The organism is Muriventricola aceti, from assembly GCF_025567565.1.
In the GTDB taxonomy this organism is placed as follows: Bacteria; Bacillota; Clostridia; order Oscillospirales; family Oscillospiraceae; genus Lawsonibacter; species Lawsonibacter aceti.
Window position 1 is genome coordinate 31,964 of sequence record NZ_JAOQKF010000014.1, and the last position, 18,016, is coordinate 49,979.

Here is an 18,016-nt window from a genome sequence, read left to right on the forward strand (position 1 = left end):
CGAAACCAAGAACGCCCTGTGTGAAGCTTTTGACCTGATTCCCATGGCGATCTCCCTCTGGGTCCAGGAGTATGAGCCGGAAAATATGTGCCCCGACGCCGCTAAGAAACGTGTCCTCATCGTATACACCACCGAAGGCAAGCCCGACGAACAGAAAAACAAGGTGGGACAGCTCTTCGACCAGGTTTGCGGCGACGTCTTTGGCGAGCAGAAGGGGGATACCTTTGTTATCTTCAAGGAGCATCCCAATTCCAATGTGTGCGCCCGTGGTGTACTGAAGACCATGGACCCAAAGCCCCCCATCAATCCCTATCGCAGCCAACAATAATACGCCCCTCGCCCGGTCCTGATCCTTTCATCGGCACCGGGCGAGCTCCTATCCCATCTGAACGGGGCCCGTGCCCCTCTTTCTAGGAGGATATCACTATGACAGATGTGCTGAAAGAAGCTCTTGCCCTAAAGGAATACTGCACTGGCTGCCGCCAGACCGTCCATCAGAATCCTGAGCTCTCCTTCCAGGAGTTTCAGACCACCGCCTTTATTCGTCGGCAACTAGAAGAAATGGGGGTAGAGATCCTGCCTCTGGAGCTGGAGACCGGCCTAGTCGCCATCATCCGGGGCGGTCTGGGCGATGGTCCCGTCACCGGCCTTCGGGCTGATATCGATGCCCTTCCTCTCACCGAAGAGAGCGGTGCCCCCTATTCCTCCCAAAATCCTGGCGCAGCCCACTCCTGCGGACATGATGGTCATGTGGCCGTCCTGCTGGGCGTAGCCAAGCTGCTCCACCAGTGGCGGGATCGGTTTTCCGGCGTGGTAAAGCTGATTTTCCAGCCCGGGGAGGAGGGACTGTATGGCGCCCTCAAGATCGTTCAGTCCGGCGCCCTGAAAGATCCTGACGTGGAGGAGGTGGTATGCCTCCACGGGTGGCCCTATCTAAAGGTAGGTGAAGTGGGAGTATGGCCCGGAGAATATATGGCCTCCGCCGATATGTTCCAGGTCCGGGTCATTGGCCAGGGTGGACACGGTGCCCGGCCCTATAAAGCCACGAACCCCATCCCCGCCGCCGCCCTAGCGGTTAGCGCTCTACAAAACATCGTATCCAGCGAAATCGTCACCGCCAAGCAGGCGGTGGTTAGTGTGTGCTCCATCCATGCCGGCGACGCCTTCAATGTCATCCCTGGCGAAGTCAAGTTCGGCGGTACGGTCCGCTGCCTGGACCCCGGCGTTCGGGATGAACTGGAGTCCAAAATCCGACGTACTGTCGAGGGGGCCGCCCAGGCACTAGGCTGTCGGGCTGAGATCGAGTATACCCGCGGCGTTCCCGCCCTATACAACGATCCCGGCGTGACTCAGAATCTAGAGAAGGCTATGGTCAAAGCCCTGGGTCAGTCCCACGTCAAGCCCTTGGATGGCCCAGTCATGGGGTCTGAGGACTTCTCCAATTTAGTAAGCGCAGTGGGTAAGGGCGCTTTCTTCCGGCTGGGGATCGGCTGGCCCGATGGCACTGAGTACACAGCTTTGCACAATGGGGCCTTTAACTTTAACGATGAGGCCATCCCCTACGGTATTGCCGTTATGGTCCAGTATATCCTGGACCGTCACAGTAAGGACGCCCGATAATATCAGGTGTATAGCGTGTCGTCACCGCGACGCCATAAACACTTAAAAACTCCTCCCCTGCAAGACATCTTTGACAAGGGAGCTTCGAACTGCCCAGCCCCCGTCAGATACTGCAGAAGCAGTATCTGACGGGGGCTTTTTCATCTATGAAGTTCTACCCTACTCCATGTTTTCTTCAATTGTGCCAATGAACCCAATTATCCTTATCATGATCTCCCCTGTCTGTCGAGAATACTTCCCTCACCTCATGTTCTAATTATGAACCACGACCTTCCGTATGAACATCCGCACCTCTGAAAACCACCTTCCGCTGATGTATGCCTGGATCCAGGAGACGATACACGCCTCACTTCCAAGCCGATAAGTAAGTGGTTATTAGGTGACTGCCGCAGTATTTGCTCGGTGTAGTGCCGTGGCATACCATATTCAACGTATACACCAGTTCGGAATATTGTCTTTGTAACCAACCGTCGTTTATCCGCCGTACCAACTGAAACGATCTCCCTGGTCTATGAAAAGTTTATGACTGCCCTTGCTTACGAGACATTCTTTTCCACTCTATATTGGAGAATAATAGAAAACCCAGACAGCCTTTGTCCGGGTTAAAATATTTTATAGTTAAAAGAGTTCTAAAGTTATTTCAGAAAAGTTGTAACCGGCATTATTAGTTACATTATTTAAGAAATTCTTCATCTTCATTTCCTTCAGCCGCATAAGCCTTGTCCATGAACGCCAGATACTTGGGATACGAAGGACTCTATTTAGATATTCCTCGTAGATCAGAAGGTTTCTCTTGCCAATCTTATCGCAGTTATTTTAGTAAAAATTGCCCCCCAATATTATATGGGAAACATATGACTATCTTTTATCAGTCCGGGCAATAGGACGAAACATCTGTACAACAAGGCCCTCTCAAAACGGGACAACAACACCGCATGAGAGGGCCTTTTCATAAAGTATTATATAATCTTGTAAGTAGGTTCCCTGCCGGAAAATACTTCGTCGATCCCTTTTGCAGCATCAAGCACCATACGGACCATAGCCTCATGCGTTGTGCCTGCACAATGAGGAGTCATAATTACCTCATCCATATGGAAAAGCGGATTATCAGGCACAGCTGGCTCCGGGTCACTCACATCCAAACCGGCGCCTGCAATTTCCTTATTTCGAATAGCCCTTTCCAGTGCCGTTTCATCTACGATTTTTCCACGGGCGGCATTAATTAAAACTGCCGTAGGCTTCATGATCTGGAATTCATGATTACTGATACTCTTAATATTTTCCGGCGTCGCCGGGATGTGGACACTGACATAGTCCGCCTGTGCCAGCAATTCATCCCGATTATGTACCAGCTTTACCTCACCAATGTCTCTATTTTCAGCTAAAAATGGGTCATATGCAATAACACGCATACCAAAGCCATGTATCGCCATATTGGCCACTGCCATTCCAATTCTACCAAGACCAAGTAACCCTAGGCACTTGCCATGAATCTCATCATTCGGATAAAGATCACGTACCTGAGGATTTCCATTCGCATATTCACGAGAAAAATAAGGGATTTTTTTTGCACAGGCAAGGAGAAGCGCCATGGTATGTTCAGCGACAGATAGGGAATTGGCATTTGGCGCAAAAACAACTCGAACTCCTTGCTTTTCCGCGGCTCCGACATCAATATTATCGTAGCCCGCGCCATGTTTTGCGATCACTTTCAGTTGAGGATTTTTTTCTATAATCTCCTGGTCAATGATAGCTACTCGGACAAGTACAGCATCACAATCCTGAATATCCTCTAACAATGATAAGTGATCAATTCCATGTCCACGCTTAACCTGATACCCATGTTCCTCTAGATATTCAATTCCTTCCTGAGCGACAGTTTCAGAAATTAAAACCCGATGTGTCATATGATTATTTGCCTGCCTTTCTTTTAAGGGTTGTGGTTATAGGCAAGAACGCAGAAAGTAGTATATACTACAAACTTGATTATAGGCACTACACACACAACATTCAATGGCAGACTTTTTCTAAAATTTCTCTATACTTTTTGGATAACTTGTCGTTTAGTCCGCTATACAAGGCAAAAAAAGTGACAAAAAAGAATAGATTTTGTAGTGGATGACAAGATCGTCATTACAAGAAGGGGGCAGTAAATTTTTCACGCTCCTCCATATGCATTTGATATTTCTGAGGCTCTCTCCAACAAAGCATAGCCAATAAATATTCTAAAACACTAATTGACCCAGCAGCGGAATTTAGGAAACTCATATGTTTTGTTTCTACTAATAGGACAACGTCGGCAACCTGAGCCAAGGGAGATGCGGTACTATCAGTAAGGGTAATCAAAGAAATCCCCTGACTTTTGATTAAATTAGCCAATATAAAATCACTTTTATAGTATCGGGCAAAACTGATCGCAAGCGCTACATCATTTTGACACAAGTTTTGAAGCAATGCAGCATCATCACTGGAACCAGCAGTTATAGTCCGTACATCGTCCATCAAAAAACTAAGCGCCCGTGCAAAATAGAGTGCAATCCCCTGGCACCCATGTAGTCCAAGCACCAGATGCCTTCGAGCACTAGACAAAAGATTTACCGCCCGCTCATATTGTTGAAAGTCATTTTGTCGAAGGGACTGTTCCACATTATTTAGCAAAAGATGGAGCAGTTCAGCGGGACGATTTAAATATTCATACTTTTTCACTTGCACATCCAGGCGCTTGTCTGGCGGATATTTACCTAGATTTATCTGCGAAAGCTCTTGTGTCAAATTGCTATGCAAATCATTTTTTAAATCCGCAAAACCTTTGTAGCCAATTGCTCGTGAGAAACGAATAATAGAGGCGTCGCTTACTCCTACTTCACGTGCAACCGCCAAGCTGCTCATTGTGCAAATTCGATTTTGATGTTTTAAAAAATAGTCCGCAATTTTTAACTGTCCATGAGTAAGTCGGGCTTGTTGAATGCGCCGAACAAAAGAAGTGTTCACCCGAAGATCCCCCTATTACAATCAAGGTGGTTTTACAGGATTGAGCTACGGCCGTTATCCGTTCCTTTTTCACATCTGATACCAAAGCTGTTAGAATGAGAAAATCCCGGCCTGGTGTTATCCCCTAAAGGCCATTGTGCCCCTCTTAGGAACTCCGCTAACCAGTCTCTCATTCGCAGCGTTAGAGCTATGACTGATCGATTACTTCCAGACAGTTTAATCCTGACTGCCACTTGAGTGGTTGTGGTTTTGCGCTTTTTCGCCTCTTTTATCGCCTATAATTAATTTCATACTGTATTACACTCCTTAATCGATCAAGCTGGATAGCTATATAATTCTTTGATTGTATCTATAAATAATCTCATAGTACGTGTAATATGTGAGTTTTTAGGATAGACAATGGCAATTTCCCACTCAAGAGGAGGCGTTCCGAACTCAAAGAGGACGACATTTTCAGGCAAATGCTCCATCTTGGTACATAGCGCAGGGATAGATGTAAAATATTCTGTACAATTAACTAGATTCAGTGCGGTCACGATATTTTCTGTACTCCAGATCTCTCTAGGATGCACATCATGTTGATTAAAAAATCGCTGGTTTAAACGGCAGAGCAGCTGACCTGGCTTTAGATTAATAAATTGTTCGCCATTCAGTAAAGAAACGTCAAAATTGTGTATACCATCAGGGCCTGCCGGCTGCTGCAACGCATGTTGGACAAGTAAGTGCCGTCGATTTCCGGCCAGATAGATCTTCTCCATCCCAAGACTTTCATAAGTAGCAGGGAAACTAAAGTTAGATGGTACACTCATCAGGCAAAAATCCACCTGGTTGTTCAGCATAGCGCTTTCAAATGTGTAGCTTTTGCCCTCCACAACATTAATTTTTATATGTGGATACCGACTCCGAAACAGCGGCAGAAGAGTGGGGAGCATAATACTGCTCCTCCAGCTTGTAATACCAAATGTAAATTCTCCCTTCTCATCATTGCGTATTTTATCAAAATCATCCTGAAGCTGATGATTCAGGTCGGCCATTTTATTGACATAGTCAAGATATAATTTCCCGGCATAGGTCAATGAAAGCGGGGAGGAAGATCGATCAAATAGTTGAATATTGAGGCTTTCTTCAAGGCGACTTAAATATTTGCTAAGAGATGGTTGAGTAACATATAGTGCTTCAGCAGCCTTTGTTAAACTGCCAAGCTTCGCAATAGTCAGAAAATAATCGTAATTTTTATACAACATAGCTCTTACCTTCAGATTCTCCCGGAGTCTATATGACATAAAAGGAATGTTGATTATATTATATATTGAATTGTACTTCTCGTCAATGATATGCTATCATTAAGCCAAATCAAATTGTGCAATATACATAAACCGAAGCATAAAGTCAAAATCATTTGGGTCAAAAGGAAGGGAGATATATGGAAAGAGCAGTAGTCGTAGATAAAGATTATGGCAGTGTATCGTCCGAAGAATTGGAGAAAGTACGAGCAGCTTATGCCCAGGCAGGTTTAAAACTGGATACACAACACTTTATTACAGAAGAAGAAATTATCAGTGGCTGTCAAGGAGCAATTGCAATTTTAGCGACCGGAAATCCCCCTATTACACGCAAAGTTATGGAAGCGTTACCACAACTAAAATATGTACAACGTTTTGGTGTAGGCGTCAATTCCATTGATTTGAACGCAGCTGCAGAACTGGGTATCGTCGTTTTAAATCTGCCTGGTTTTTGTGCTAAAGAGCTTGCAGATTTAGCCACGGCTATGATTATGGGATTAATCCGTAATACCAATTACTATGACCGCGAAATTCGCAAGGGTGGTTGGCCTAAGTGTCAATACTTACTCCCTGGGGATGTTCGAGAGATGACCTTAGGGCTTTTCGGGTTTGGTGGGGCCGCCCGCCACTTGCATGATATCTTCTACAATGGATTTGGTACAAAAATTATTACATGTGACCCCTATATTACAGACGAAGTTAAGCGCCAGTATCCACATGTGAAGTTTGTATCTTTTGATGAGCTGCTCACGGACAGTGATATCATATCGATACATGTTAATCTTACTCCTGAAACAACCCATATTTTTAGCGAAGACGCATTCCGCAAAATGAAAAATACAGCTATGATTATCAATACGTCTCGCGGCCCAGTGATTGATCAGAAAGCACTTGCATGGGCCTTACAAAACGGTGAAATCCTTTATGCCGGCTTGGATACCGTGGAAAAAGAGCCGATAGAAGCAAATGATCCGTTGCTTAAAATGGACAATGTAATTTTGAGTCCCCATAGCGGATCATATGGTGTGGGAGCAAAAAAGACGCAAATTACCATGGTATGCCAACTGTTGCCTGACGCCCTCACGGTGGGAAAGCTGCCTCGTCGCTATGTAGCCAATCGCGCAGTTTTAGACAAAGATTTAGGACTTAAGTTTATTTGAAACGAACCGAAGGCTAATTGGTACAAATAGGGTAAAGGAGAGCAAAATGAGTATAGGAAACAAAATTGTTTATGAAATCAACCGGCCTGATAAAAAACTGGTAGAACTGTTCCGAGAGATGCCAGTGGCCAACATCGATGATAATATGGGACGAATTGCAGCGGTAGACGCGGCAATTCGTCCCATGAACCGGAGCCCTTTACTGGGCACAGCCTTTACAATCCGTATGCCGCAGGGAGACAACCTCATGTTCCACAAAGCTATGGATATGGCTTTGCCTGGGGATGTCATCATGATCGACGCTGGCGGTAGTGTAGACCGTGCCATTTTCGGTGAACTAATGGTCAGCTATTGCCGAGTTCGGGGGATCGCCGGTATTGTCTGTGATGGGGCGATTCGCGATCTTGATGGGATTAGCACACTGACAGATTTTGCTGTCTATGCAAAAGGTGTAACCCCCAATGGGCCTTACAAGAATGGACCTGGAGAAATCAATGTTCCTATTGTTATTGGAGGGAAAACAGTAAAACCAGGAGATATTATTGTCGGAGATGGAGATGGTATTGTTATTATCGATCCTGTAGACGCCGAAGCACTGGCCGCCGCTACCTGCAAGACGATGGAAAAGGAAGCAAAAATTATGGAAAATATTATCCATAAAGGCGAATATATTCGCCCTTGGGTAGATGAAAAGTTAAAAGAAATCGGGTGTGATTTTTAAGTTTTTTTCTATTCAATGCATCTAGAAACAAATCCAACCGAGAATTAGAATAGTTAGCGCGGATATCGTTTAAATTGTTCCAACTCATGAACAACTCGAAACCTTCTCTGTAATCTATCACGAATGTGTCTTTATGAAAATCTTTTGTTTCACAGGGGTAACAGTCACTTCATTCACTACATTAAATTACCTTATAAATGAAGAAATTTTTCATTCCCCCTTTAAGAATCGGAAAAATAGATAAAAACGACCCTTCTTTTCTATAAATATTTTCCGATTGAATGAAGTAAATGTAGAGGCTATACTTCAAATTGTAGTGATAGTTTCCTTGTATTTAGTCTCCAGTGTAAGGTATTGTCGATTTGTTCGGGAACCCACCCCCGTACAAATAAAAATTAGGATGAAAAGGAGAATAGATTATGAAAAAGAAACTTGCATCCATTACCGCGTTGTCCTTGGCTCTGGTAATGACCTTAAGCGCTTGCGGAAACAACAACACCAAGACGCCCTCTACATCCGCTGACGGTGGTACGTCTACATCAGCACAGGCCCCTTCTCAAACCGGAACCTACCCAGGAAATAAAAATATTACACTGTACTGTGGCTATTCTGCCGGCGGCAGCTCCGACACCCTGTGCCGTCTGATGGCGGTTAAGGTCGGTGAGATTCTCGGTACTACCTGTACCGTCGAAAATGTTACGGGCGCCTCTGGTTGGGTGCTATGGAATCAAATGCTGGAGAGTACCGACCCCGATGGATATAGCTTTTTCCTCATCAACAGCCCCAATGTAACTGCCGGTAAATACGATGTGAATAACACGATGAAGTATGATCATAATGACTTCGAGTTAATTTGCAACCAGGTTACCGACTCAAGCTGTATGGCCATCCGAGTAGATGATGATCGTTACTCTGACTGGGAGAGCTTTGCAAACTACTGGAAACAGGAAGGTGTAATGATTACCTCCGCATCCGGTATGGGTATTACCTCTGACGATTCTACTACTGATATGCTGGTGGCGAATGACCTTGGTGTTGAAGTAGACATTATTGCTTCTGAAGGCTCTGGTGACAATATTACCTTCTTGCTGAACGGTACCACCGACTTTGTAATGGGTAATGTTTCCGAAATGGCCGCCGGTCATCTGGATGGTCAGTATAAAGTTCTGTGCGTATTTGCTGACGAGCGCGACCCCAATTTGCCCGACGTTCCTACTTACAAGGAGCTGACTGGAACCGACATTACTGGCTGCTCCAGCCGCGGATATGCTATGTTGAAGGATGTGCCCGAGGATATTAAAGTCGTTCTAGCTGACGCAGTTAAGCAGGCGGTTCAGGATCCTGATATGATTAAGCAGCTGTCTGATATTTACACCACCACTGATTTCAAGGAAGGCGAGGAGTATCTAAACTACCTGACCGAAATGCAGAACACTGCCCGAGAGATCTGGGGTGCCTAATCCGCGCTTCATAACATGACAGATATCACATAATAATAGGCGGCGTCCCCCCAGGCGCATCCGCCTGGGGGACGCTGGCTTTGTGTCTTATATCCGCAAAGGGGAGGAGATCCTTGGTGAACAGAAAGGCAAAGCAGGACATTTTTGCCTGTATTTTGATTTATGCATTCATGTTGTTTTGTTTCATGCAGACCTTTACTATGAAGAGCGGTGCCGAAACTATGCCGCGGCTGATTTTGTCAGTGGCTCTGATATGTAATACAGCTCTTTTAGTCCGCACGGTAAGGCAATTAAAAAAGAATCCTTCCAACGAGGGATATACATCTATCTCTGAAATCAAAGTCCCCATTCTGATGTTTTTGGGTGTCGTATTATATTGCGTCCTATTTAGCTTTACGAACTATTTTATTGCAACGGCGATTTTGATCCTCGTATTTATGCTAATTGAGAAAGTCAAGCCGCTTTGGTTGATTTTAACAATAGACGCCGTTTATTTAGTTTTTATTTACGTTTTGTTTGTAGTGGTACTGAAAGTACCTCTGTTGAAGTAAGGGGGCAAGCATATGTTTAACTTAATGGCGCAAGGTGCCGCTATGCTCACACAGCCCGACGTAATCGTTGCAATTATCGCCGGCACATTAGGCGGTATGTTTATTGGCGCTATGCCTGGATTGTCTGCCTCTATGGCAGTGGCGTTGTTGATTCCCGTAACCTTCGGTATGAGTGGCGAGGCAGGCATCACTTTGTTGGTTGCGGTTTATACCTCCGCAATTTATGGCGGTTCTATTACCGCATGTCTGCTCCACACCCCTGGCACTCCTGCATCAGCAGCCACCGCAGCAGATGGATTCGCGCTTACCCGCCAGGGCAAAGGACTCAAGGCAATTGGCACCTCCACCATCTGTTCGATGATTGGAGGAACAATTTCCGCAATTGCATTGCTGTTCATTGCGCCGGCTCTTTCCCAAGTCGCCTTGAAATTCAGCAGCTTGGAGTACTTTCTGATTGGGGTATTCGGTCTTACCATTATTGGGTCTTTGGCCGGCGATAACATGATGAAAGGGTTGCTCTCCGGTTGCCTCGGATTGATTATTGGCTGCGTGGGCCTGGATATCCAAACATCGGCCCCCAGATATTGCTTCGGTTTTTTAGAGCTTCAAGCAGGTATTAACTTAGTCCCCGCTATGATAGGCCTGTTTTCCATCAGCCAAGTCATGTTTTCGATAGAAGATGTAGTAAAAGGAAAATCTACCGTTCTGGATGAGAATGCCAAGAATTTGTCTGGCAGCCCGCTATTACCTTGGCGCGAATTCAAGCCGTTACTTCCCACGATTGCACAAAGCTCTATTATTGGCATTCTTGTTGGAATTTTGCCTGGTGCTGGCGGCGATATCGGCTCTTGGATTTCTTACAACACCGCAAAGAACTCCTCGAAGAATCCTGAACAGTTTGGACATGGCTCGCTTGTCGGTATTGCAGCATCTGAAACCGCCAATAACGCAGTCACCGGAGGTGCCCTGATTCCTCTCTTGACCTTGGGAATCCCCGGTTCTGGCGTGGCAGCTATCATGCTGGGCGGATTGATGATTAAGGGATTGAATCCCGGCTATAAGCTTTTTACTGATGCCACTACCGGTCCTATCGTCTATTGTATTATCTTAGCATTTGCAATCGCAAATATTTTAATGGGCGTTGCCGGATTGCTAGTATGTAAACAGGTAGTTAAAATTTCTACTGTAAAGATGACGATATTGGCGCCGCTGATTATCGCATTGTCCACTGTGGGCTCCTACGCTGTCCAACAGAGCATTTTTGATGTGTGGATTATGTTGATTTTTGGTTTTATCGGCTATTTCATGCGCAAGTACGGATTTGCTACGGCACCTGTAGTTCTGGCTATGATCCTAGGGCCAATAGCTGAAAGCAATTGGAGACAGACATTGGTCATCACGAAGCGTACAGGGCTATTCCAATACTTTTTGACAAGACCAATTTCCATGGTTTTGGTCGTGTTGATTCTTGTAGCATTGTTCAGCCCTGTATTGATGAAAATTATCAATAAGAAGGCCGCCCCTTCTGATCCAGACGTTTTAGCTGACACCGCTCATGAAGATTGATTCTCTGCGATAACCAGATACAGGATAGCAGAAGCATTCGCAACAATATTTTTCTTATAGAACATCGGCTTTTACATGTCAACCTCTGAATATATATAACTATATACCAAGAAGGTATAAGCATATAGGGCTGACGAAAGCAAAGAGTGTGCCGCCTGTGAAAACAGGCGGCACACTTCTTTTACGCATCAGGGTTTTGTTCCATCCATCTCCAATTATTAATCAGGATATGTCGCGGAGCTATAGCGCTTCAGTCTCTACTATCGCCAAAAAACTTCCAGAGGATCCCTGGCCACAAGCCGTCTGAACTTCACATCAGGGTATCCGAAGATCATGCATCCACAGATTCGTTTTCCTTCCGGCAGTCCTATCAGCGCTCCAAACCGCTTCATATATTCCATTTGAGCGGTCAGCAGGCCCATCTGCCCACACCAGCAGGTGCCCAACCCAAGCGAGGGTGCCATGAGCGACAGAAATGTAAGAGAAAACTGGCTGTTCTCCTTCCATCGCTCGTGGTCCATATCTGCCAGAGTAAATATCAGCTGAGGTGCGCCGTAAAAAAGCGCGTCTGTCTTTTTCTCCTCCTGGACCAGTACAGGGCGCATGACACGGCTTCGCAGTGGAAAGTCCTCCGGCAAAGTTCTTGCGATCTCACAGTATAGTTGATTGATCTGTACCACTTTTTCCCGTCCGCTCACCACCAAATAGCTGATCCCCTGCGCATTCTTCGCGGTCTGAGGATAGCGTCCGGCATTGAGAAGTCTCTCTATGACATCTTTAGGGACCAGATCAGACCGATATCGGCGCACTGACCTGGGTGTCCGAAGGAAGGCCAGAGCCTCTTCCGGGGGCAGGACCAGAGGCTGTTCCGTCTGGAGGGGCGCATATGGATGTTCCATACAGCCGGTGGGACAGACCGCTGCACAATGACCGCAGCGGCTGCATCTGTCCAAATCAATCTTTACCCCATATTCTGTTTGCGTGATGGCATCCGCTTGTAGTACGCATTCTCTATAACACATTCCGCAGGAGGGGCACTGTATTTCGTATGTTCTATCAGCTGCTCTGTTTCCCATTGTTTTCCTCTTTTCAGTCATTTCTGCACAGCGGATCTCAATCCAGGCGCATCACTTGGAATACGACGCTTTCGCCGCAGTCGGGACACTGAACCGGCGTCGGCTTTACACTTCCGCCCCGGCGGGCGGCATATACAAACGGATAAACGGCGTTTAAAGCCACAGCGCACAGTTCCGCGCTCTTTTCCTTTTCAATAAATGCGCCGCTGAAATAGATCTCATCCCCCGCCTGATAGTGGGGGCAGCCGCTCTCCAATACCACAATCTTTGTTTTATGGTCTTCCATGGCGATCCTCCTTTTGTGTTCTGGCCCTGAGCCGGGAAAATGGGTATGGGCCGTCCTGAGGCTAAGTAAAGCCGATAGGTCCTTTATACGATAGACAGCACCTCTTGGATCCTCTCTATCGACGCTTGCAGGGCGCGGCGCATCTGTTCACGGCCCTTATTGGTCATGCGATGCTCCTCCCCTACGATGCCCAAAGAGTAAATGATGCGTCCGTCCCGCCCAAACAGCGGCATGGAAATAGAGGAAACTCCCTCGTCCCGCTCGGAAGTAGATACACAGTATCCGGTTTCCCTAATCTTCTCCAATGTCTTAAAGAGTGCCTCCCGGCCTTCCTCTGTGATGTCAGGGCTGTCCAACTGAATTGCCTTTTCCTGCATCTCCTTAGGGAGATAGGCCAGCAGGACTTTCCCGGTGGAACCTTTGGTCATTCCGATGGCATACCCTACGTTGGAAGATATCTGGAGCGCATTGTTGGATTTTATTTTTGTGATACAGACCGCCTGATAGCCGTCTACCAGGCCGGTCAGGACAATATCCTCGTTAAACCGCTGCCCCAGCAGCTGCATCTCACGATAGATCATGTCGTCAATAGAAAACTGCTGACGGGAAACAGCCGAGAGGACGATCAGCTTCGCGCCAATCCGATATTTCCCATTTGGCGCGTCTTGGACTAGCCACCCTGTATGTTCCAGCGTTTTGACGATACGAAACACCGAGGTCTTATGCAGTCCTAACTCCTGGCTGATGTCGGTCACACCAAGATATTTGACATCTTTGACCCGATATAGATTCAAAATTTCTGTCGCCCGGACAATGGAATTGATATACTCACTTTCCTTCAGACTTTCCTTCATTTCCGCCCCTCTTTTTCATTTCATGTGAATATCCATTGATAGGATACCGCTTTGGATTATATCCTGTTTCTCTCCGGATTTCAACATGAACCGGCCGGATGCAGAGAGCCCCCGAGCAGTAGCCGGGGGCTCTTTGAGCAGGAAAGAGAGAATAAGTTATTTCTGGGGAGTAACCAGCTGACCGTATCCGGCGCAATCTGGATCCACGACGCCGTCCTCCATCAGAACGCGGCCCCGTACCACCGTATAGTTCAGCTTGCAGCCCAACTCCCAGCCGTCAAAGATGCGGGCGGTCTCACGGGCTTTGCTGTAACTCTTGTTCCGGTCCACCACGGTAGTGTCGTTCATGTCAAATACCACCAAGTCAGCATCCGCGCCAGCACTGATGGTCCCCTTCTGGGGATAGATATTAAAGCACCGAGCGGGATTGACGCACAGCAGCTCCACCACACGCTCGATGGTGGTCTTTCCACGGGCGGCGGCATCCAGCATCAGCGGCAGACGAAGGTCCACGCCGGGGGCACCGCAGAATGCCTTAAAGATGTCCTCGTTCCCCTGCTCTTTCTCCGAGAGTAGGAAGGGGCCGTGGTCACTGCCAATAAAGTCGATGGTGCCATCGTTTACATAGTCCCACAGCTTCTCCACGGTCTCCTTGGGACGCAGCGGGGGGTTGCAGCGGGCAAAGGGACCATACTTCTCCAACGCGGTCTCATCCAACAGCAGGTAGTGGGGGCAGGTCTCCACAAAGACCTTCTGTCCCTCAAAGCGAGCCTTTCTGGCCAGCTCCATGGACTCCACTGTGGACATATGGGCCAGCTCCAGCGTGCATCCTGTCTCCTTGGCAAACATGATGAGCTTTGCTACGGTGGAATACTCTGTGATGGGAGGACGGGACTTGCAGTGGTCAAGAGGCTTGGTGTGCCCTTCGGCCCGCATCTTGGCGATGTTATAGGTAATCAGGTCATTATTTTCCGCATGGGAGGCCATCATGAGCCCGGTCTTTGCGATTTCACGCATACCCACCAGAATCTCAGCGTCGTTGGCCATCGTCAGGCCCACGAATTCTTTCTCACGGCCCTCAGGCGCCTGGTGGAGGAAGGATTTATAGGCCACGATGCCCTCCTTGGCGATCTCGGTGATCTCCTCGGGGAACTCTCCGCCGGCCGCGCCGTAAAAGGCGTAGTCCACCACACATTTGTCTCGGGCGATATTCTTGCGGTTATCCAGGATCTCCTTGTTGTACTGAGGAGGCGTGGAAATGGGGTGCTCCAAGATGGTGGTGCAGCCGCCCTGTGCCGCGCTCATGGTGCCGGTGTAAAAGTCCTCCCGGTCATCATGTCCTGGGCTGCGGATGTGAACATGGGTGTCAATGCCACCGGGGATCACATACTTCCCCTCCGCTTCAATGACGCGCTTCGCCTCACCCAGGATGCCGCACTCAGCCACACAGGCAATCTTACCATCCTTGACGCCTACGTCGCACTTTTTGAATACTCCATCTACATAGGTGAGGCCATTTTTGACCAAAAGATCCAGCATAGTTATCCTTCCTTTCCAATTTCTCAAAGATCTGTTTTATCCAGAGCTAACACGGTTTCATACAGGACGTCCGCGCCCAGATCGATGTGCTTCGGATCCGTCCATTCGTCTCCATGGTGGCTAATCCCCTTTACACTGGGCACGAACACCATCCCGATGGGGACCCCTTCGTGCGCCATGGGATTTGCGTCATGGCCGGCGCCGCTGGGCATGATGATATGGCTGATATTCAAGCCGGTACAAACATGGTCGATCGTATCAATCAGGGCCGGGTCACAGGGAGTGGAGTACTTTGCCACAGTGTTCACAAAAGTAAACTCACAGTTGGATATCTCCTTGGCCATCGCCTGGATATCTGCATAGAACTGATCTGTGACCGCCTTGTCCATGTGCCGCATCTCAAAGGTTGCGACTACCTCGTTGGGAATAACATTCTCCTGCCCTGGGGCAACAGAGAGCTTTCCTACGGTGAACACCAGGGTATCATCCAGCTCTCTGGCGCGGGCATCGGCCCCCACAATGAGCTTGGACATCCCTACCAGCGCATCCTTGCGGCTGGGCATCATCGTCGTGCCGGCATGGTTACTGATCCCGTGGGCGGTCACCTCATAGCGGACAACGCTGACGATCCCGCTCACGACGCCAATATCCAGCCCGGCGCTGTCCAGCTTGTCGCCCTGCTCAATGTGGTACTCCAAATAACACCCATATTTATCCAAGTCCTTTTTGGCAGCTCGGACATTTTCCGGTTTCATTCCATACTTGGCCAGCCGTTCAGCATAGCCGGGAGCCTCCGCATCCACCATACCAGCCACACAGCGGCTTCCAAAAGTGCCCCCCAGAGGGCTGGATTCCTCCAGGTTAAAGCCCCAGATCTCCAGCGGATGCTTCAATGCCCGGCCCTGCTCCTTCAAGCGGTAAACCACCTCCAGCGCGCCAGTAACGCCCAGCATACCGTCAAAGACGCCGCCCTTGATCACCGTATCCAGATGAGATCCGAGTACAATGGACTTGGCCTCCGGGTCAGTGCCAGGGAGGATGCCATGCAGATTTCCAACCGGATCCTGCTCCGCTTTCATCCCCAGGGCCTCCATCCTCATTTTGACCTGCTCCAGGGCCTGGAAATACCCCTCTGACGCGCCAAGCCTCGTGATAGAACCGTCCTCATTCCGGCCGATCCCCCCAATCTCCTGGAGCATATCGTTTAACCGACTCATGATCACTGTCACCTCGTCTAACATATATCCTCCATCCCAGGTCCAGTTCCCCTAAGATGGTTTCTCTCAGCACCGGGATATCTCTGGAGATATCCCGGTGTCTGATTTCAAAAATTACTGTTTGCCAAACAGGTTCTCCATCACTTCCTTGTCGGCTGTATCATTTGCGCTGGCAGGCGTAATCCAGGAGGCGACCATGATGACCACGAAGCAGACGGCGCAAGCCGGCAGAGCGGGCATGATGCCAAAGGGCTGGTTCAGCGCGTACCAGATAACCGCGGTGACAAAGCCACAAACCGCGGCGATCATGGCGCTGATCTTGTTCGCCTTTTTATAGGCGACGCCCACCATAGTGGTGACTGCCAGGGCGGAACCCATCAGGGTAACGGCCTTCGCCTGGAAGGTCTGGATGGTATCATTGATGAAGAAGGTCAATACCACGCTGCCCACACCGAACACGATGGTGGACACACGGGACACCAGCAGCTCCTCCTTATCCGTCACGTTGCTCTTAACCTTGCAGTAGAAGTCGTGGGTAAAGGTGGTAGCTACTAGCAGCAGCAGAGAGTCAGCGGTAGAAATGATGGCGGCGACCACAGCAGCCAACATCACAGCGCCCATCAGAGGAGTGACCTCGGACATAATCAGGGTGGTGAACACCGCGTCCTGCTTCTCAATGCCGGGATGGATCAGGATGCCGCACAGACCGATGATAGCCAGAGGCACATAGAACAGCAGCAGGCCGATGCCGGTGATGCCCTGGGACTTAGAGGCAACCTCAGGAGACTCAGCCGACATGAAGCGGGCCACGAACTGGGGAGCACCAAAGTTGCAGATACCCCAGGTAATGACCCAAGACAGGGCGGTCATGGGCGGGATAGAGACACTGAAGCCCTGGACAAACTCCGGGTCAACGGCAGCAATGCCCTCGTTCATGGCGGTAAAGCCGCCCACACGGAACAGGAATTCTCCCGCGATGATCCACACGCCCACGATGATGACCAGCGCACAGACCGTATCAGTCCAAGCCACAGCCTTCATACCGCCGATACAGGTAAAGACGATAAAGACCAGCAGCAGAATAACGCAGCAGGTAATGGTGCTCCAATCAACAAAGGACTGGAGCAGGATGACAGCGCCAGTGACCTGATTGGCCAACAGGGCAGTACAACACAGCACGACCAGCAGGGAGGCCGGAATAGAAAAGGCCCGGCTGTACCGCTTCTCAATAAACTCAGGCAGAGTATTGCATTCACTCTGACGGACCTTTCTGGCAAAGTAAATACAGGCCAGGAAGGAGGTCATCAGGGTTCCGGCGGCATTCCACCAGCCGGGCCAGCCATTCAAGTAATAATAGCCCATATAGGACATAATGGAGGTGGCCGAAACAATGGTGGCGAAATAAGTGCCGGCCATGGGGATCTTACCAAGGGACTTACCAGCTACCATCCAGTCCTCGGAGCTTTTTACGCCCCTGGAGATCATGATACCAATGATGGCCAAGCCAATCATGAACGCAACTGTGACCGCTAAGTAAATCGTGTTGTTATTCATCCCTTCTTACCCCCTTTCTTATCCTTTATGGAAACATAGACCAAGGGGAAAATCCCAAAAAAGAGATAAACAGCCCAGAGGAATATGCAGCTTCCAGAAACTCCCATGTTTCTTCATCCTTTCTGTTTGATACTGATT

16 protein-coding genes are annotated in these 18,016 nt (G+C 48.4%); 7 read left to right on the forward strand and 9 right to left on the reverse strand.

Annotated features, from left to right (window positions below):
- Positions 1 to 328: tautomerase family protein (locus tag OCV64_RS13890; RefSeq protein WP_262670361.1), on the forward strand; the 328-nt coding region annotated here is incomplete at its 5' end.
- A gap of 98 nt (positions 329 to 426) precedes the next feature.
- Positions 427 to 1,620, forward strand: coding sequence for a M20 metallopeptidase family protein (locus tag OCV64_RS13895; protein WP_262670362.1), 1,194 nt, complete (start codon positions 427 to 429; stop codon positions 1,618 to 1,620).
- Between the two features lie 959 nt (positions 1,621 to 2,579).
- Here OCV64_RS13895 and OCV64_RS13900 read toward each other — a convergent pair.
- From OCV64_RS13900 to OCV64_RS13910, 3 genes are all read right to left on the reverse strand, one after another.
- Entirely contained in the window at positions 2,580 to 3,527 is a 948-nt protein-coding gene (locus tag OCV64_RS13900) for a hydroxyacid dehydrogenase (RefSeq protein WP_262670363.1), read from the reverse strand.
- A 226-nt stretch (positions 3,528 to 3,753) separates the two neighbouring features.
- Entirely contained in the window at positions 3,754 to 4,611 is an 858-nt protein-coding gene (locus tag OCV64_RS13905) for a MurR/RpiR family transcriptional regulator (RefSeq protein WP_186852056.1), read from the reverse strand.
- 314 nt (positions 4,612 to 4,925) lie between these two features.
- The gene (locus tag OCV64_RS13910) at positions 4,926 to 5,855 is read right to left on the reverse strand and encodes a LysR family transcriptional regulator (RefSeq protein ID WP_240287252.1); all 930 of its coding nucleotides are present in this window, start codon (positions 5,853 to 5,855) and stop codon (positions 4,926 to 4,928) included.
- Between the two features lie 179 nt (positions 5,856 to 6,034).
- Between OCV64_RS13910 and OCV64_RS13915 the strand changes: the two genes are divergently transcribed.
- The 5 genes from OCV64_RS13915 to OCV64_RS13935 all read left to right on the forward strand — a co-directional run bounded on the left by OCV64_RS13915 (position 6,035) and on the right by OCV64_RS13935 (position 11,352).
- A complete protein-coding gene (locus tag OCV64_RS13915) occupies positions 6,035 to 7,054 on the forward strand; it encodes a C-terminal binding protein (protein ID WP_186852054.1) in 1,020 nt (339 codons plus the stop codon).
- A 46-nt stretch (positions 7,055 to 7,100) separates the two neighbouring features.
- The gene (locus OCV64_RS13920; protein ID WP_186852053.1) at positions 7,101 to 7,775 is read left to right on the forward strand and encodes an RraA family protein; all 675 of its coding nucleotides are present in this window, start codon (positions 7,101 to 7,103) and stop codon (positions 7,773 to 7,775) included.
- A gap of 419 nt (positions 7,776 to 8,194) precedes the next feature.
- On the forward strand, positions 8,195 to 9,235 hold the full coding sequence (locus OCV64_RS13925; protein ID WP_186852052.1) for a tripartite tricarboxylate transporter substrate binding protein: 1,041 nt from the start codon (positions 8,195 to 8,197) through the stop codon (positions 9,233 to 9,235).
- Positions 9,236 to 9,351: 116 nt separating this feature from the next.
- Positions 9,352 to 9,786: a tripartite tricarboxylate transporter TctB family protein gene (locus tag OCV64_RS13930; protein ID WP_186852051.1), complete on the forward strand. Its 435-nt coding sequence runs from the start codon at positions 9,352 to 9,354 to the stop codon at positions 9,784 to 9,786.
- A gap of 12 nt (positions 9,787 to 9,798) precedes the next feature.
- Positions 9,799 to 11,352 (forward strand): tripartite tricarboxylate transporter permease, encoded by a 1,554-nt coding sequence (locus OCV64_RS13935; RefSeq protein WP_240287247.1) that lies wholly within the window; start codon positions 9,799 to 9,801, stop codon positions 11,350 to 11,352.
- 260 nt (positions 11,353 to 11,612) lie between these two features.
- Here OCV64_RS13935 and OCV64_RS13940 read toward each other — a convergent pair whose 3' ends face one another.
- From OCV64_RS13940 to OCV64_RS13965, 6 genes are all read right to left on the reverse strand, one after another.
- A complete protein-coding gene (locus OCV64_RS13940) occupies positions 11,613 to 12,449 on the reverse strand; it encodes a nitroreductase family protein (protein ID WP_374739753.1) in 837 nt (278 codons plus the stop codon).
- Positions 12,450 to 12,465: 16 nt separating this feature from the next.
- A complete protein-coding gene (locus OCV64_RS13945; protein ID WP_147572103.1) occupies positions 12,466 to 12,714 on the reverse strand; it encodes a TIGR04076 family protein in 249 nt (82 codons plus the stop codon).
- An 83-nt stretch (positions 12,715 to 12,797) separates the two neighbouring features.
- Positions 12,798 to 13,568 carry an IclR family transcriptional regulator gene (locus OCV64_RS13950; protein WP_147572102.1) on the reverse strand — a complete coding sequence of 257 codons (771 nt, stop codon included), beginning with the start codon at positions 13,566 to 13,568 and terminating at the stop codon, positions 12,798 to 12,800.
- A gap of 156 nt (positions 13,569 to 13,724) precedes the next feature.
- Positions 13,725 to 15,107 carry an allantoinase AllB gene (allB, locus tag OCV64_RS13955; RefSeq protein ID WP_207721878.1) on the reverse strand — a complete coding sequence of 461 codons (1,383 nt, stop codon included), beginning with the start codon at positions 15,105 to 15,107 and terminating at the stop codon, positions 13,725 to 13,727.
- Positions 15,108 to 15,130: 23 nt separating this feature from the next.
- Complete coding sequence (locus tag OCV64_RS13960; RefSeq protein WP_262670364.1) at positions 15,131 to 16,324, reverse strand: Zn-dependent hydrolase; 1,194 nt, start codon at positions 16,322 to 16,324, stop codon at positions 15,131 to 15,133.
- A 114-nt stretch (positions 16,325 to 16,438) separates the two neighbouring features.
- Complete coding sequence (locus OCV64_RS13965; RefSeq protein WP_147572100.1) at positions 16,439 to 17,878, reverse strand: sodium:solute symporter family protein; 1,440 nt, start codon at positions 17,876 to 17,878, stop codon at positions 16,439 to 16,441.
- Positions 17,879 to 18,016 lie beyond the last annotated feature (138 nt).

Excerpts from the sequence above, each read along its gene's own strand:
- OCV64_RS13895 (WP_262670362.1), top strand. The coding sequence starts at position 427 with ATGACAGATGTGCTGAAAGAAGCTCTTGCCCTAAAGGAATACTGCACT.
- OCV64_RS13900 (WP_262670363.1), bottom strand. The coding sequence starts at position 3,527 with ATGACACATCGGGTTTTAATTTCTGAAACTGTCGCTCAGGAAGGAATT.
- OCV64_RS13910 (WP_240287252.1), bottom strand. The coding sequence starts at position 5,855 with ATGTTGTATAAAAATTACGATTATTTTCTGACTATTGCGAAGCTTGGC.
- OCV64_RS13915 (WP_186852054.1), top strand. The coding sequence starts at position 6,035 with ATGGAAAGAGCAGTAGTCGTAGATAAAGATTATGGCAGTGTATCGTCC.
- OCV64_RS13920 (WP_186852053.1), top strand. The coding sequence starts at position 7,101 with ATGAGTATAGGAAACAAAATTGTTTATGAAATCAACCGGCCTGATAAA.
- OCV64_RS13925 (WP_186852052.1), top strand. The coding sequence starts at position 8,195 with ATGAAAAAGAAACTTGCATCCATTACCGCGTTGTCCTTGGCTCTGGTA.
- OCV64_RS13935 (WP_240287247.1), top strand. The coding sequence starts at position 9,799 with ATGTTTAACTTAATGGCGCAAGGTGCCGCTATGCTCACACAGCCCGAC.
- OCV64_RS13940 (WP_374739753.1), bottom strand. The coding sequence starts at position 12,449 with ATGACTGAAAAGAGGAAAACAATGGGAAACAGAGCAGCTGATAGAACA.
- OCV64_RS13945 (WP_147572103.1), bottom strand. The coding sequence starts at position 12,714 with ATGGAAGACCATAAAACAAAGATTGTGGTATTGGAGAGCGGCTGCCCC.
- OCV64_RS13950 (WP_147572102.1), bottom strand. The coding sequence starts at position 13,568 with ATGAAGGAAAGTCTGAAGGAAAGTGAGTATATCAATTCCATTGTCCGG.
- allB (WP_207721878.1), bottom strand. The coding sequence starts at position 15,107 with ATGCTGGATCTTTTGGTCAAAAATGGCCTCACCTATGTAGATGGAGTA.
- OCV64_RS13960 (WP_262670364.1), bottom strand. The coding sequence starts at position 16,324 with ATGAGTCGGTTAAACGATATGCTCCAGGAGATTGGGGGGATCGGCCGG.
- OCV64_RS13965 (WP_147572100.1), bottom strand. The coding sequence starts at position 17,878 with ATGAATAACAACACGATTTACTTAGCGGTCACAGTTGCGTTCATGATT.